Origin of the sequence: Sphingomonas aquatilis (assembly GCF_014196115.1) — a bacterium.
Taxonomy (GTDB): Bacteria; Pseudomonadota; Alphaproteobacteria; order Sphingomonadales; family Sphingomonadaceae; genus Sphingomonas; species Sphingomonas aquatilis.
Genome location: NZ_JACIDB010000006.1, coordinates 133874 through 147592 on the forward strand (window position 1 = coordinate 133874; position 13719 = coordinate 147592).

General features: G+C 66.6%; 14 protein-coding genes. 6 read left to right on the top strand and 8 right to left on the bottom strand.

What is annotated here, in order from left to right; all coding sequences use genetic code 11:
• The first annotated feature begins 84 nt into the window (after positions 1-84).
• Positions 85-516 (top strand): host attachment family protein, encoded by a 432-nt coding sequence (locus GGR47_RS13860; protein WP_017978699.1) that lies wholly within the window; start codon positions 85-87, stop codon positions 514-516.
• Between the two features lie 76 nt (positions 517-592).
• On the opposite strand, the gene GGR47_RS13865 is transcribed toward GGR47_RS13860, so the two are convergent.
• Positions 593-1534 (bottom strand): hypothetical protein, encoded by a 942-nt coding sequence (locus tag GGR47_RS13865; protein ID WP_167509724.1) that lies wholly within the window; start codon positions 1532-1534, stop codon positions 593-595.
• A 437-nt stretch (positions 1535-1971) separates the two neighbouring features.
• On the opposite strand from GGR47_RS13865, the gene dksA reads away from it, so the two are divergent.
• The gene (dksA, locus tag GGR47_RS13870) at positions 1972-2406 is read left to right on the top strand and encodes an RNA polymerase-binding protein DksA (protein WP_017978700.1); all 435 of its coding nucleotides are present in this window, start codon (positions 1972-1974) and stop codon (positions 2404-2406) included.
• A gap of 107 nt (positions 2407-2513) precedes the next feature.
• Complete coding sequence (locus GGR47_RS13875) at positions 2514-2864, top strand: PilZ domain-containing protein (protein ID WP_147035661.1); 351 nt, start codon at positions 2514-2516, stop codon at positions 2862-2864.
• 84 nt (positions 2865-2948) lie between these two features.
• On the opposite strand, the gene GGR47_RS13880 is transcribed toward GGR47_RS13875, so the two are convergent.
• Entirely contained in the window at positions 2949-3104 is a 156-nt protein-coding gene (locus GGR47_RS13880; protein WP_017978702.1) for a YdcH family protein, read from the bottom strand.
• 181 nt (positions 3105-3285) lie between these two features.
• Between GGR47_RS13880 and GGR47_RS13885 the strand changes: the two genes are divergently transcribed.
• Positions 3286-3483, top strand: a complete 198-nt coding sequence (locus tag GGR47_RS13885; RefSeq protein WP_017978703.1) for a YdcH family protein — start codon at positions 3286-3288, stop codon at positions 3481-3483.
• An 87-nt stretch (positions 3484-3570) separates the two neighbouring features.
• Positions 3571-4029: a DUF1465 family protein gene (locus GGR47_RS13890; protein ID WP_183949565.1), complete on the top strand. Its 459-nt coding sequence runs from the start codon at positions 3571-3573 to the stop codon at positions 4027-4029.
• An 18-nt stretch (positions 4030-4047) separates the two neighbouring features.
• On the opposite strand, the gene GGR47_RS13895 is transcribed toward GGR47_RS13890, so the two are convergent.
• Entirely contained in the window at positions 4048-5007 is a 960-nt protein-coding gene (locus GGR47_RS13895) for an NAD(P)H-dependent flavin oxidoreductase (RefSeq protein ID WP_147035663.1), read from the bottom strand.
• Between the two features lie 131 nt (positions 5008-5138).
• On the opposite strand from GGR47_RS13895, the gene GGR47_RS13900 reads away from it, so the two are divergent.
• The gene (locus tag GGR47_RS13900; RefSeq protein ID WP_147035664.1) at positions 5139-7724 is read left to right on the top strand and encodes a M1 family metallopeptidase; all 2586 of its coding nucleotides are present in this window, start codon (positions 5139-5141) and stop codon (positions 7722-7724) included.
• Positions 7725-7880: 156 nt separating this feature from the next.
• Here GGR47_RS13900 and paoC read toward each other — a convergent pair whose 3' ends face one another.
• From paoC to GGR47_RS13925, 5 genes are all read right to left on the bottom strand, one after another.
• On the bottom strand, positions 7881-10100 hold the full coding sequence (paoC, locus tag GGR47_RS13905) for an aldehyde oxidoreductase molybdenum-binding subunit PaoC (RefSeq protein WP_147035665.1): 2220 nt from the start codon (positions 10098-10100) through the stop codon (positions 7881-7883).
• Positions 10097-11059, bottom strand: coding sequence for an FAD binding domain-containing protein (locus GGR47_RS13910; protein WP_147035666.1), 963 nt, complete (start codon positions 11057-11059; stop codon positions 10097-10099). Before GGR47_RS13910 ends, paoC begins: the two co-directional genes overlap by 4 nt.
• On the bottom strand, positions 11056-11691 hold the full coding sequence (paoA, locus tag GGR47_RS13915) for an aldehyde dehydrogenase iron-sulfur subunit PaoA (protein WP_147035667.1): 636 nt from the start codon (positions 11689-11691) through the stop codon (positions 11056-11058). Before paoA ends, GGR47_RS13910 begins: the two co-directional genes overlap by 4 nt.
• Before the next feature lie 182 nt (positions 11692-11873).
• Positions 11874-13190: an OmpP1/FadL family transporter gene (locus GGR47_RS13920; RefSeq protein ID WP_017978710.1), complete on the bottom strand. Its 1317-nt coding sequence runs from the start codon at positions 13188-13190 to the stop codon at positions 11874-11876.
• Positions 13191-13234: 44 nt separating this feature from the next.
• A complete protein-coding gene (locus tag GGR47_RS13925) occupies positions 13235-13651 on the bottom strand; it encodes a DUF2147 domain-containing protein (RefSeq protein WP_017978711.1) in 417 nt (138 codons plus the stop codon).
• Between the last annotated feature and the right edge of the window lie 68 nt (positions 13652-13719).

The window sequence follows — 13719 nt, forward strand, 5'->3', positions numbered from 1 at the left end:
GCTATGCCCCGCCGCGCGTCAGGCGGCAACCCGCCCGCCTCGGCTGCGTTGAGCAGGGGATAGCAACGATCAGGAGAAGCCGCGATGCAGGTCCCCCACAATGCCTTCGTGCTCGTCGCCGACGGCCGCAAGGCGCTGTTCTTCCGCAACGAGGGCGATGCGGACTATCCCAATCTTCAGGTCGAGCATGCCGAGGAAAAGGTGAACCCGGCCGATCGCGACCAGAAGACCGATGCCGCCGGCCAGGCTTCCTCGACGCAAGGCGGCACGATGGGCGAAACCGACTTCCACCAGCAGGAGGAGGATCGCTTTGCCGCCGAGACGGCCGATATGCTGAAGCGCCGCGCGCTGGCCAACGATTTCGAATCGCTGATCATCGTCGCCCCGCCCAAGACGCTCGGCGAGTTGCGCAAACACTATCACAAAGAGGTCAGCAACCGGCTTGCGGGTGAGCTGGCCAAGGACCTGACCGGCCATCCGGTGCCGGATATCGAACAGGCGCTGCGGTCCGCCTGACGCACCGCCCAACGAAAAAGGGGCTGCCGAGCGATCACTCGGCAGCCCCTTTTTTGTTGCGGAACCGGGCTTCGGGTCAGGCCGCCTGCGGCTTGGCGAAGCGCTTGCGGGCGACCAGAGCGGCGGCAGCGGCGCCGAACAGCAGCACCATCGGCGGCGCGGGCACCGGCGCAGGCGGGCCGCCCGACGATCCGGTCGAACCCGGCGGCGGCGGGGGCGGCGGCGGTCCGCCGGTGGAGCTCCAGCCCTTCGAACTCGAACCATACTGGCCCTGACCTTGGCCCTGACCCTGGCCTTGCCCCTGGCCCTGACCTTGGTTCTGCCCCTGACCTTGGTTCTGGCCTTGGCCCTGATTCTGGCTCTGGTTGTTGTTGTTATTATTGTTGTTGTTGTTTTCGTTGTAATTCTGGTTCGTGTTATTGTTCTGGTTGTTGTTGTTATTGTTGTTCTGATTGTCGACGACGACGTTCGCGCCGCCCGTGGAGCTGCTGGTCGACGAACTGCTCGATACGTTACCCGACGAGCTGCTCGACACATTGCCGGACGACGAGGAACTGCTGGACGAACTGGTCGAGCTCGACCCGCCGCTGGACGTCGACGAAATCACGATGCTGCCCGACGATCCGGACGATCCGCCGCCGAAGAAGCCGCCCCCGAAGAAGCCGCCGCCGCCGCCACCCCAGCCGCCGCTGCCGCCGACGACCACAGGCACGCCGCCACCGCCGCCGGTTACGAAGCCTTCGGACGCGGGCAGGGGCACCGGCACCGGTGCAGCCTGGCTGGCGACCGTCACCACTGCGGGGGCGCAGGCCGTGGTGGTCGTCGTGGTCACCACGCGACGGCGCACGGCCTTACGCTGGAACGCGGCGACCTGCCGATGCGCGACCACGCGCTTCTTGACCTGTTTGGTGTAAACGGGGCGGCTGGGACGTTCGGCGACGTGGACGGCGCCACCGCCGATCAACGCACCGCCACAGGCGCATGCGCACAATTTCGCCAAAGCCATCCGTACGGACATCGGGTCTCTCTTTCATTGCCGGTCCCTGCGGCCCGGATCGTCCTGTCGCAGCAACGGAGTGCCGCCTATGCCATTCAACGCAAAACAAACCGTTAAGTGCAAGTTTGTTAACCAGCAATTCGCTGCTTTTGCAGTGCTTCACTGAGATTGCACCATCTGATTCGCGGTTAACGTACCAGAGTGAAACAGCGGTGGGTTTCGCAATCGCGTTCCGACCGTAACGCAGCTTAGTCGCTGACTTGCAACCGTTCTGGTCCCATTCGCAATAAAAGTTCGTGTTGGCGATCGATTCGGTAACTCGCATCGCTTGTGGTTCCGTTCAGCCGCGATTATAGGCGCCTCACCAATATGGGGGCGGTCCCGGGTTCAAGTTCAGGGACCGGAGGGAGAGTGGCATGGCAACGCACGTAAGCCGCGTACACGACAGGAATGCCGACATGTTGCCCGCGAATGACGCCGGCGACTGGAGCGACGATGGTTATCGGCCCAGCCCCGATGAGCCGTTCATGAATCTCCGCCAGCAGACCTATTTCCGCAACAAGCTGCTCCGCTGGAAGGACGCGATCCTGCAGGACGCGGCCGGAACGCTCAACCAGCTGCAGCTCGACTCGCTGCGCGAAGCCGACCTGACCGATCGCGCGTCGAGCGAGACGGACTGGTCGATCGAACTGCGCACCCGCGATCGCCAGCGGAAGCTGGTGTCGAAGATCGAAGCCGCCATCCGCCGCATCGACGAGGGCGAATACGGCTATTGCGAAGTCACCGGCGAGCCCATCAGCCTCGGCCGGTTGGAGGCGCGCCCGATCGCGACGATGACGCTGGAGGCGCAGGAGCGCCACGAGCGTAACGAGAAGATTTCGCGCGAGGATTGATCGTGCGCCGGCCGTCGCGCTGCGATGCGCCGGCGTTTACGTTCTGGTAAGATTCGGGGCGGCATGCGGTGGGAGTTTCCCGGCCGATCATGACGAGGGCACCGGATATGGACAGCCTCTTCCACGCGTCTCTTACGGCATCCGACGATGCCGGGCCTGTCGACGGCGGCATCGTGCGGCCGCGCCAGCCGCCGCGCGAAAGCCTGTTGCTCCCGGCGCGTCTATGGCTGCACGGCGATCATTGCGATCGCGGGGTTCGGATGCGCAACCTGTCGCCGGGAGGGGTGATGGTCGACTGCGGTGTGCTGAGGGAGCCGGGATCGCTGGTGCGTCTGGAGATGCCGGGGCTGGGAACGGTCGCGGGGAAGGTCGCCTGGTGTACCGCGGGACGGATGGGGATCGCGTTCGACGCCCCGATCGATCCGGCGCTGGTGCGCGACGAGGTCACTGCGGTCTAAGGTTCGCGGCGGGCGTTCCCCTTCGACGTGCCGCCCCTGCAAAAAGCCCCTCCGGGTTGGGGAGGGGCTGAATGGCGTCAGGCTCTACAGGCCCGTAAGCTCTTCCTTCAATTTCAGCTTTTGGCGCTTCAGGTCGGTGAGGATCGCGGAGTTGGGCATCGGGCGATGGGATTCGTCGGCGATGCGGCGGTCGAGCGCGGCATGCTTGGTTTCCAGTGCCTGTTGATGCGTCGTCTGCATTTCGGTGTACCTCCTGATGCATGCGTGTTGGGGGACTGAGTAAACCACCGAACATCCTAAAAGTCGTCACCGAAAATGGTTGAACGCGATTAGCCGAGGGGCATGATGCGACGACTTGGGTTGGTCGTCCGGCTGCGCTAGGGGCAAAGCGGGCCGCAGGGTGGTGGCAGGGGGTTTTACCATGGACGACGCGCAGATCATCGCCCGCCTGGAACAGCTGCGCACCGAGCATCGCGATCTCGACGCGGCGATCACGGCCTTGGGCGCCAGCGCGACGCCCGACCAATTGCAGCTCGCCCGGCTGAAGAAGCGCAAGCTGCGGCTGCGCGACGAGATCGCCTTATGCGAAGACCAGCTGATCCCGGATATCATCGCCTGAGCCGCCGGTGGTGTTTTTCCGTTTTGGCACAGCATCGACAGCAACGGCCGCTGGGCAGGCGGGGCGCGCTATGTCACCGGTGAACGCATGACTGTCAGTCGTTCCGAATCACGCATCCACCGTCGCCTGATCGATTCGCTCTATACGGAGGCGATGCTGCTGGCGGACGAGGCGCGCAGCTATTTCGACGAGGCGGGGCGGCTGGAGCGGGAAGCGCTCGACCCGCTGATCCGCGTCGGCTTTTCGTGCGAATCGCTGAAGGTGACGACGCGGCTGATGCACGTCATCGCCTGGCTGCTGACGCAGCGTGCGATCGATGCAGGCGAGATGCAGCCGCGCGACGCGCTCGATGGGAACCGACGGCTTGGCCACGCGCCGCAATTCGACGCGGACTTGGTCGCGGCGCTGCCGCAGCGTGCCCGCGCTTTGGTCGAGGCGAGCGCGAACCTGCATCGCCGGGTCGGTCTGCTGGATGCGGCGCAAGTCGATGCGGTCGCCCCCAGCCCGGTCCAGCGCCTGCACGATCGGCTGGCGCTGGCCTTCTGACCGCAACGCGGCGCCGGGTCAGCCGGCGATCCGCGCCTTTGCCGCCGCATATTCGCGCGCGAAGCGATCGACTCGGTCGGCGACGCTTTCCACCGCATCGATCACGCCGATGCCCTGGCCCGATCCCCAGATGTCCCGCCAGGCCTTCGCCTTCGACCCGTTGTTGCCGCCGAAATTCATCGTCTTCAGGTCGCCCTCGGGCAAATGATCGGGGTCCAGCCCGGCCGCTTCGATCGAGCTGCGCAGGTAATTGCCGTGCACGCCGGTGAACAGGTTCGAATAGACGATGTCGGCCGCCTTGCTCGCGACGATCGACGCTTTGTAATCGGGCGCGGCATTCGCCTCGGTCGTAGCGATGAAGGGTGAGCCGATATAGGCGAAGTCGGCGCCCATCGCCTGCGCCGCCAGGATCGCACCGCCCGTCGCGATCGAGCCAGACAAGGCCAGCGGTCCATCGAACCATTGGCGGATTTCCTGGATGATCGCGAAGGGGGAAAGGCGCCCCGCATGGCCGCCGGCCCCGGCCGCCACCGCGATCAGCCCGTCCGCGCCCTTTTCGATCGCCTTGCGCGCGAAGCGATCGTCGATGACGTCGTGCAGCGTGATGCCACCCCAGCCATGTACCGCAGTGTTCAAATCCTCGCGCGCGCCCAGCGAGGTGATGACGATCGGCACCTGCCATTTGGCGCAGGTGGCAAGGTCGGCTTCCAGCCGGTCGTTCGATTTGTGCACGATTTGGTTGACCGCGAACGGCGCGGCGGGGCAATCCGGGTGCGCCCGATTATGCGCGGCAAGCTCTTCGGTGATCTGGTGCAGCCATTCGTCGAGCAACGCCTGCGGCCGGGCATTGAGCGCCGGAAACGATCCGACGATGCCCGCCTTGCACTGCGCGATCACAAGTTCCGGCCCGGAAATGATGAACAACGGCGAACCGATCACGGGCAGGCGCAGGCGGTCGAACAGCGTGGGCGTCGTCATGGTCGGGCGGCTCCTCTTCGTATGATCGGTTGTCTAGCGAAACCTATCCGCCTGTCCAGCACGACGGCGCTTGCGGCGCGCGCGCAAAGCCGTCAGACGGGACGTAACATTGTATCCGGAGTTACCAGTCCATGAAACTCGCCGTCGCCGCCGCTCTCGCGATGACCGTCTCTGCGCCTGCGCTCGCCGCGGGCAGCCTGCCGACCGATGTCGTGCCCGTGCTGTATGATATCGCCGTGACGCCTAATGCGCAGGCGATGACCTTCACCGGCACCGAGACGGTCACCGTGGACGTGAAGGCGGCGACCCGCACGATCACGCTCAACGCCGCCGATCTGGACATCACCTCGGCGACGGTCGACGGCAAGGCCGTGCGCTTCGCACTGGATAAGGACAAGCAGCAGCTCGTGCTGACGCTGCCCGCCGCCGCGACCGTCGGCCGTCACACCGTCGGCTTCGCGTGGAGCGGCAAGATCAACCAGTCCGCCGCCGGCCTGTTCGCGATCGATTACACCAATCAGGACGGGTCGAAAGCGCGCATGCTCGCGACGCAGTTCGAAGCACCCGACGCCCGCCGCTTCGCGCCGATGTGGGACGAACCGGCGTTCAAGGCGAAGTTCAAGCTGAAGGCGGTGGTGCCGGCGGGGCAGCTCGGCATTTCCAACATGCCGGCAACGTCGGTGACGAAGCAGGCCAACGGCACGCAGCTGTACAGCTTCGCCGAAACGCCGGTGATGTCGAGCTACCTCCTGTACCTCGGCATGGGTGATCTGGACCGCAAGACGGTGCAGGCGGGCAATGTCGAGATCGGCGTCGTGACGCGTCGCGGCGTCGCGGACCAGGGCGATTACGCGCTGGCGCAGGCCAAGCGGCTGCTCGGCTATTACAACAGCTATTTCGGCACCCCCTATCCACTGCCGAAGATGGACATGATCGCCGGCCCCGGCTCCAGCCAGTTCTTCGGCGCGATGGAGAATTGGGGCGCGATCTTCTATTTCGAGCCCGAACTGCTGTTCGATCCCAAGCGCGCCACCGAAAGCGGCCGCCAGCGCATCTTCACCGTCGTCGCGCACGAAATGGCGCATCAATGGTTCGGCGATCTCGTCACCATGCGCTGGTGGGACGATCTGTGGCTGAACGAGGGCTTTGCCTCGTGGATGGAGAACAAGTCCGCCGCCGATCTGAACCCCGACTGGAATGCGGAAGCCGGTGCGGTGATGAGCGACCGCGAGGCGGCGATGAGCATCGACGCGACCTCGGCCACGCATCCGATCATCCGCAAGATCGAGACGGTCGATCAGATCGGCGAGGCGTTCGACGGCATCACCTATATGAAGGGGCAGGCCGTGATCGGCATGCTCGAGTCGACGCTGGGCCCGGACAAGTTCCGCGACGGCATCCGCCGCTACATGGCGAAGTACAAATACGGCAACACGGTCACCGAACAGTTGTGGGCGGAACTGTCCGCCGCGGCGGGGCAGCCCGTTGCGGAGATCGCGCACGGCTATACGCTGCAGGGCGGCGTGCCGCTGGTGACGCTGTCGAACGCGCAGTGCGTCGGCGGCATGACGCAGGCGACGCTGGTGCAAGGCCGTTTCGGCTTGGATGAGGCATCGAAGAAGCCGCAGACGTGGAAGGTGCCGATGGTCGTCGGCACGCTCGGCGGCGGTGAGACGCGCACCATCGTGACCGGCCCATCGACCAAGGTCAGCGTCAAGGGCTGCGGCACGCTGGTGCTGAACCAGGGCAAGGGCAGCTACACGCGCGTGATGTACGATCAGCCGGCGCACGACGCGCTGGTGCGCGACTATACGCGGCTGGAGCTGAAGGACCGCCTCGGCACCCTCGCCGACGATTATGCGCTGGCGGCGGGGGGATATCAGGACCTGTCGCGCTTCTTCGCGCTGATGGGCCGGGTGGGCGAGGGCGCCGATCCGCTCGAATGGCAGCTGGTATCGGGACGCCTCGGCAGCCTAGCCGGGCTGTATGAGGGCACGCCGCTGGAGACGGCGCTGCGCAATCGCACGGTCGCGATCCTCGGCCCCGTTCTGCGGCGCATCGGCATGACGGCGCAGCCGGGTGAGTCGCCGCTGGTGACGAACCTGCGCGAATCGCTCGTCTATCGCCTGGGCGCGGCAGGCGACGGCCAGGTGCTGGCGCAGGCGCGCAGCTATGTCGCGCAGCTCAAGACCAACCCGACCGCGATCCCCCCCGCCATCCGCGCACCGGTGCTGTCGACCTTCGCCACCTATGCGACGCCCGCCGATTGGGATGCCCTGCTGGCGCTGACCCAGGCGGAAACCAATCCGGTCACCAAGAACCGGTATGTGTCGCTGCTCGGCGCGGCGGAGGACGATGCGGTCGCGACCCGCGCGCTGGCCTTGCTCAAGACCGACACGTTCACCGCCCCCCAGAAGGCGGCGCTGCTGCGGGCGATCTCGGGCAGCCATCCCGATATGGCGTTCGACTGGGCGGTGGCGAACCACACGCTGGTCGATGGCTTCATCGAGGAAAGCAGCCGGTCGGGCTTCATCGTCGGTCTGGGCGGTGGCTCGTCCGACCCCAAGATGCCGGGCAAGATCGAAAGCTTCGCGCAGACGCTGCCCGAAACCTCGCGTGCGCCGGCGCGTCGCGTGATCTCGGGCATCGCGGTGCGCAAGGCGGCGGCAGAGCGCCTGCGCCCCGCAGTGGAGACGTGGCTGAAGTCGGGGAAGTAACGAAGTTATCGCAACTGGGTGGGGCAAGCCTTCGCCTCACCCGGTTCGTCATGACGGACGCGGTCCGAATATTCCGTAGCTCAGAGGGCTATCGCGCCCACCAAGCTGCGCATCATGTGGTGACGGTGTGGGGCCGGCGAACCGACCCCTCTACCCTTACGCCACCTTCGCCATGCCGCCGATGATCTTGTCGAGCGTGATCGGATATTCGCGAACGCGCACGCCGGTCGCATTGTAGATCGCATTGGCGATCGCCGCGCCGACGCCGCACAGGCCGAGCTCGCCGACGCCTTTCGCCTTCATCGGCGACGTCGTCGGATCGGTTTCGTCGAGGAACACCACCTCCTGGTGCGGGATGTCGGCGTGGACGGGCACCTCATAGCTCGCAAGGTCGTGGTTGACGAAGAATCCGAACCGTTTGTCGACCGCGAGTTCCTCCATCAGCGCCGCGCCCACGCCCATCGTCATCGCGCCGATCACCTGGCTGCGCGCGGACTTTGGGTTGAGGATCCGCCCGGCGGCGCACACCGCCAGCATGCGGCGGACCCGGATCTCCCCGGTATAGGCGTCGACGCCGACCTCGACGAAATGCCCGGCGAAGGTCGACTGCTGCACCTTCTTCGCCAGGTCGCCGAATTCGATGCTGTCCTCGGCGGACAGACCTGCGTCGCCCGCGGCCTGACCCAGCGGCACGCTGCGATTGCCCGAGCGGACCTTGCCATCCTCGAACACAACATCGGCCGAATTGAAGCCCAGCTTCTGCGCGACCGCCTCGCGCAGCTTGACGCAGGCGGCATAGACGCCCGCGGTCGCGCTGTTCGCGCCCCACTGTCCGCCCGATCCGGCGGCGACGGGGAAGTCGCTGTCGCCGAGCAGCACGCGAACCTTGTCGAGGGGGACGCCCATCATCTCGGCGGCCGTCTGCGCGATGATCGTATAGCTGCCGGTGCCGATGTCGGTCATGTCGGTCGCGACCGTCACGATGCCCTTGGCATCAATGCCGACGCGGGCGCCCGACTTCATGTTGATGTTGTTGCGGAAGCCCGACGCGACGCCCATGCCGACCAGCCAGCGGCCGTCCCGCACCGCGCGCGGCTTGGCCTGGCGCCGGCTCCAGCCGAAGCGATCGGCCCCCATCTGGAGGCACTGCACCAACTGGCGCTGCGAGAACTGGCGTTCAGGCTTTTCGGGATCGACCTGCGTGTCGTTCGCGATGCGGAACGCGACCGGGTCCATGCCCAGCTTTTCCGCCATCTCGTCCATCGCGACCTCAAGCGCCATCAGCCCCGGTGCTTCGCCCGGTGCGCGCATCGCATTGCCTTCGGGCAGGTCGAGCACCGCGAGGCGCATCGACGTCAGCCGGTTGGCGCCGGCATAGAGCAGCTTGGTCTGCGCCACCGCCGTTTCCGGTCCGCCGCCGGGCAAATCGCCCGAACCGCTTTCATGCGCGATCGCGACGAGCTTGCCGTCCTTGCCCGCGCCCAACCGGATGCGCTGGCGCGTCGCCGGGCGGTGCGTGGTGTTGTTCGCCATCAGCGGCCGTTGCAGCGCGACCTTCACCGGCCGCCCCGCCGCCTTGGCACCCAGCGCCGCAAGGATCGCATCGGCGCGCACGAACAGCTTTCCGCCGAACCCGCCGCCGATATAGGGCGAGATCAGCCGGACATTCTGTTTCGGAATACCCAGCGTCTTGGCGACGTCGCCCTTGCCCCAGGCGATCATCTGGTTCGACGTCCACAGCGTCAGCCTGTCGCCATTCCATGCCGCGGTGCTGGCATGCGGCTCCATCATCATATGGCTCTGGTCGGGCGTCTCGTAGCGCGCATCGAGCGTCACGGGGGCCGCGGCGAATGCCTTGTCGAAATCGCCGACACGGTCGACGGGCGGCGCGGCGCTGCCTTCACCGCTGCTGTCACCCTTCAGCGGCGCCGTCTTGAGCGCGCTGTCGAGGTCGAAGCGGCCCTTGCCGCGCGCATAATCGACGCGGATCAGGCCTGCCGCGGCGCGCGCCTGTTCGAACGTCTCGGCAACGACGAGCGCGATCGCCTGATGATAATGGTCGACCGCCGGACCGCCGAGCAGCTTGGCGGTATTCATGTCGCCCTTGCCGAGCGGCCCGGCCGTGTCCGCGGTGACGATCGCCAGCACGCCCGGCGCGGCCTTGGCGGCGCTGAGATCCATGCTGCTGATCCGGCCCTTGCCGATGCCGGCGCCGACTACATAGCCATAGGCGGCATTCGGGGCGACGTCATGACGCTCATAGGCGTAGCGCGCCGTGCCGGTGGTCTTGTATTTGCCGTCGATACGATCGGTCGGCTTGCCGACGACGTTCAGCTGGTCGATCGGGTTGGTGCCCGCAGGCTGATCGAACTTCACGCGGCGCTCCTGCTCTTGGCTTGGGCCATCACACCGGCGAGCGTGCGCTCGACCAGCGGCACCTTAAAGGCGTTGTCGGCGGTGGGGCGAGCGCCGGCGAGCAAGCGGCTCGCCACCGCCTTCGCCCCCTGCGGCATGGCGGCATCCGCCTCGGGCGTCCGCCACGGCTTGGGCGCAATGCCGCCGATCGCGGCGCGGCCGGTGCCGTCGGGCTGGATCACCGCGGCCACCGACACCAGCGCATAGGCGTAGGACGCGCGGTCGCGCACCTTGTGATAGATGTGCGTCCCGCCGAGCGGCTTGGGCAGCGCCACCGCCGTGATGAGCTCGCCCGGCTGCAGCGCCGTTTCGATGTGCGGCGTGTCGCCCCACAGGCGGTGGAAGTCGGCGATCGGAATCGAGCGCGTCGTGCCCGATGGCTGCACCGTTTCCACGCTCGCGTCGAGCAGCCGCATCGCCACCGCCATGTCGCCGGGATAGGTCGCGATGCACGCATCGCTCGTGCCGATGATGCCGAGCTGCCGGCTGTAGCCGCCGATCGCCGCACAGCCCGATCCGGGCTTGCGCTTGTTGCACGGCTGGTTGGTATCGTAGAAATAGGGGCACCGGGTGCGCTGCAACAGGTTGCCTGCGGTGGTCGCCTTGTTGCGCAGCTGCCCGCTGGCGCCCGCGACGATCGCGCGGGTCAGGACGCCATAGTCGCGGCGTACGCGTGCGTCCGCAGCGAGGTCGGTGTTGCGCACCAGCGCGCCGATGCGCAGGCCGCCAGTGTCGGTCGGCTCGATCCGGTCGAGCTTCAGCCGGTTGACGTCCACCAGATGCACCGGCTCCTCGATCTGCAGCTTCATCAGGTCGAGCAGGTTGGTGCCGCCCGCGATGAACTTGGCGCCGGGGCGAGCGGCTACCGCCTGGGCAGCGGCGGCGGGCGTGTCGGCGCGTTCGTAGGTGAAGGCCTTCATGCTTTGGCTCCCGCGACGTCCCGCATCGCGTCGATGATGTTCGAATAGGCGCCGCAGCGGCAGATGTTGCCGCTCATCCGTTCGCGCATTTCCTCGGCGGTCAGCGCAGGCGCGCCGGCGACGTCGTCCTGCACATGGCTGGGGACGCCGCGCTTGATCTCGTCGAGCACCGCGACCGCCGAGCAGATCTGGCCGGGGGTGCAATAGCCGCACTGATAGCCGTCGTGCTTGACGAAGGCAGCCTGCATCGGATGCAGCTTGTCGGGCGTGCCGAGCCCTTCGATCGTCGTGATCTCGTCGCCATCGTGCATCACGGCGAGGCTGAGGCAGCTGTTGATGCGCCGCCCGTCGATCAGCACCGTGCAGGCGCCGCACTGGCCGTGGTCGCAGCCCTTCTTCGTGCCGGTCAGCTTCCAATGTTCGCGCAGCGCATCGAGCAGCGTCGTCCGCGTGTCGAGCGCGACCTGGCTGGTCCGGCCATTGACCTTCAGCGTCACCGGCATCGTCGGCGGGGCGGGCCGTTCGTCGAGCGGCACGGCTGCCGCCTCAGTGGGCATGGCGGTCGCCGCCGCACCGATCGCCCCGCTCGCGAGCACGCCGCGGCGAGACATGGACAATTCGTAATCGCTCATCAAAGGCCCCTTGATGCATCTGACATACCGACGTTTTCGACGCGGTGTACGCCACTGGCGGGGTAGGCCTTATCGTTTCGACGCAGCGCAAAGCAAACCCTTGTTATCAGTACGCAAAGAAACGGGCCCAGGTTCCAACGGAACCCGGACCCGCAACGTTTTGATGCAGATAGGCGGCGGGATCAGAAGCCGATATGCGCGCCCGCCGACAGAACGACCGCATGGGCATCGCGCAGGGTGCCGCGGGTCAGGACGTTGGTCTGCGCCGCGGTGCCGACATAGGCCGCGGTCTGACGGTCGATCGTCGTGTCTTCGAAATCGACATAGTTTGCAGCGAGATCGAAGCCGAACTTCGGAGTCACCTGGAAGGTGCCGCCGACGCCATAGTTCCAACGGTTCGAATCCGGCACGCGCGCGTCGCGCAGGCCGTCCTGCGTCGGGGTCAGCGCGCGCTGCACGCCGGCGCGGACCGTCAGGCTGGGCGAGACGGCATAATCGACGCCGCCGGCCAGGCTGTAGCTGTCGCGATAGTTTTCGGGCAGCGCGGTGTTGAGCGGCGCGCCGAGGCGGATCGCGTCGAACTTGCTCCAATTGTAGCGCACCGCCTGGCCGTTCAGCGTCAGCGCCGGCGTCACCTTGATGCGCGCACCGACGATCGTCTGCGCAGGCGTGTAGAAGCTCGCCTGCACGCCGGTCAGCGTGCGGTTCTGGCCGGCAAGCGGGCCGACCAGGCCGGCGACGGTCAGGTCACCCGTCAGCGTATGCTCGATGCGCGACTTGTAGCTGATGCCGACGGTCGCCCAGTCGTTGTGCATCTGGACGCCCGCGGTCCAGCCGATGTCCCAGCCCTTGCCTTCCAGCTTCTGCGAGCCGTCGGCGGTGGTGGTCAGGTTGGGCAGCGCGTTGCCCAGGCTGGCATAGACGTGCTCGACGTTGGCACCGCCGCCGACGCGCAGCCAGTCGGTCAGCGCTACGGCGATCGACGGCTGGATGTCGATCGTCATCAGCTTGGTGCGCGTCGCGCTGTAGCGGGTCCAGCTGTTGTTGTCGTAGTCTGTGGTGAAGCTGTAGGGCGACGTCACCGCGAGGCCGAACGCGACCGGACCGAACGGCAGGGCGATCGCGCCCGAGGGCAGCAGGCCCTTGTCAATCGGGTTGCGTGCTTCCTGCGCACCGCCGACCGGCTGGTAGTTGGCCGGGTTGGCGCACGACACGCCGGCCGGGCGACACACCACGGTGCCGTTGTTGACGACGCGGCCGCGCGGCAGGATGCCCGACGCGTTGATCGCTGCCTCGCCGCGCTCCATCCCTGCGATCGATGCCGGGTTCCACCACAGCGACTGCGGGCCGGTATCGGCGACTTCACCCGAGAAAGCGCGGCCGGCGCCACGCGCCGACTGCTCCTGCAGGTAGAAGGCCTGGGCGTGCGCCACCGAGGCGAAACCGAACGAGCCGAGGACGGCAGTGGCGAGCAACGAAGTCTTGATACGCAGGGACATGAGCGGTCTTCCTTAAGCTTACTGGTAGGTCGAAACGGGTCAGATTAGCGCACGCGCGTCCAAGTCTGCGTCTTGCAGAGCGGCACGAACACGCAGCCACGCACCTTCAGCGTGTTGGCGTCGACGGGCGTCACCTTCGCCTTGTACGTCTTGCCGTCGTCGGGATTGTAGATCTTGCCGCCGCTCCAAGCATCGCCGTCGGCGGTGAAGCCGCTGATCAGCAGCAGCCCCTTCAGCAGGCGGCCGCGCTGCGCCGGATCCTGATTGTTGACGTCCTTCAGGTCGGGCTGCTGGCGGAGCAGTTCGGACGAGATCAGCCGGCCGCAGATCGATGCGCCGCAGCGCTGGATTTCGACGATGCCGTTGCGCGTCTCGGTCTTCCACCGGCCCAGCGCGACGTCGGGGGTGGGCGCGGGCGCAGGGGCGGCGGCCAGCAGCGCGCCAATCAACATCAAGGACATGGTTACTTCTCCTCTCCCGGATGGACGCGAACGGCCGCGCCCATCGAACAAGCCGTTCAAGCCTTGCG

Bases quoted from the DNA above. Each gene is read 5' to 3' on its own strand.
- GGR47_RS13860 (WP_017978699.1), top strand. From the start codon at position 85: ATGCAGGTCCCCCACAATGCCTTCGTGCTCGTCGCCGACGGCCGCAAG.
- GGR47_RS13865 (WP_167509724.1), bottom strand. From the start codon at position 1,534: ATGTCCGTACGGATGGCTTTGGCGAAATTGTGCGCATGCGCCTGTGGC.
- dksA (WP_017978700.1), top strand. From the start codon at position 1,972: ATGTTGCCCGCGAATGACGCCGGCGACTGGAGCGACGATGGTTATCGG.
- GGR47_RS13875 (WP_147035661.1), top strand. From the start codon at position 2,514: ATGGACAGCCTCTTCCACGCGTCTCTTACGGCATCCGACGATGCCGGG.
- GGR47_RS13880 (WP_017978702.1), bottom strand. From the start codon at position 3,104: ATGCAGACGACGCATCAACAGGCACTGGAAACCAAGCATGCCGCGCTC.
- GGR47_RS13885 (WP_017978703.1), top strand. From the start codon at position 3,286: ATGGACGACGCGCAGATCATCGCCCGCCTGGAACAGCTGCGCACCGAG.
- GGR47_RS13890 (WP_183949565.1), top strand. From the start codon at position 3,571: ATGACTGTCAGTCGTTCCGAATCACGCATCCACCGTCGCCTGATCGAT.
- GGR47_RS13895 (WP_147035663.1), bottom strand. From the start codon at position 5,007: ATGACGACGCCCACGCTGTTCGACCGCCTGCGCCTGCCCGTGATCGGT.
- GGR47_RS13900 (WP_147035664.1), top strand. From the start codon at position 5,139: ATGAAACTCGCCGTCGCCGCCGCTCTCGCGATGACCGTCTCTGCGCCT.
- GGR47_RS13910 (WP_147035666.1), bottom strand. From the start codon at position 11,059: ATGAAGGCCTTCACCTACGAACGCGCCGACACGCCCGCCGCCGCTGCC.
- paoA (WP_147035667.1), bottom strand. From the start codon at position 11,691: ATGAGCGATTACGAATTGTCCATGTCTCGCCGCGGCGTGCTCGCGAGC.
- GGR47_RS13920 (WP_017978710.1), bottom strand. From the start codon at position 13,190: ATGTCCCTGCGTATCAAGACTTCGTTGCTCGCCACTGCCGTCCTCGGC.
- GGR47_RS13925 (WP_017978711.1), bottom strand. From the start codon at position 13,651: ATGTCCTTGATGTTGATTGGCGCGCTGCTGGCCGCCGCCCCTGCGCCC.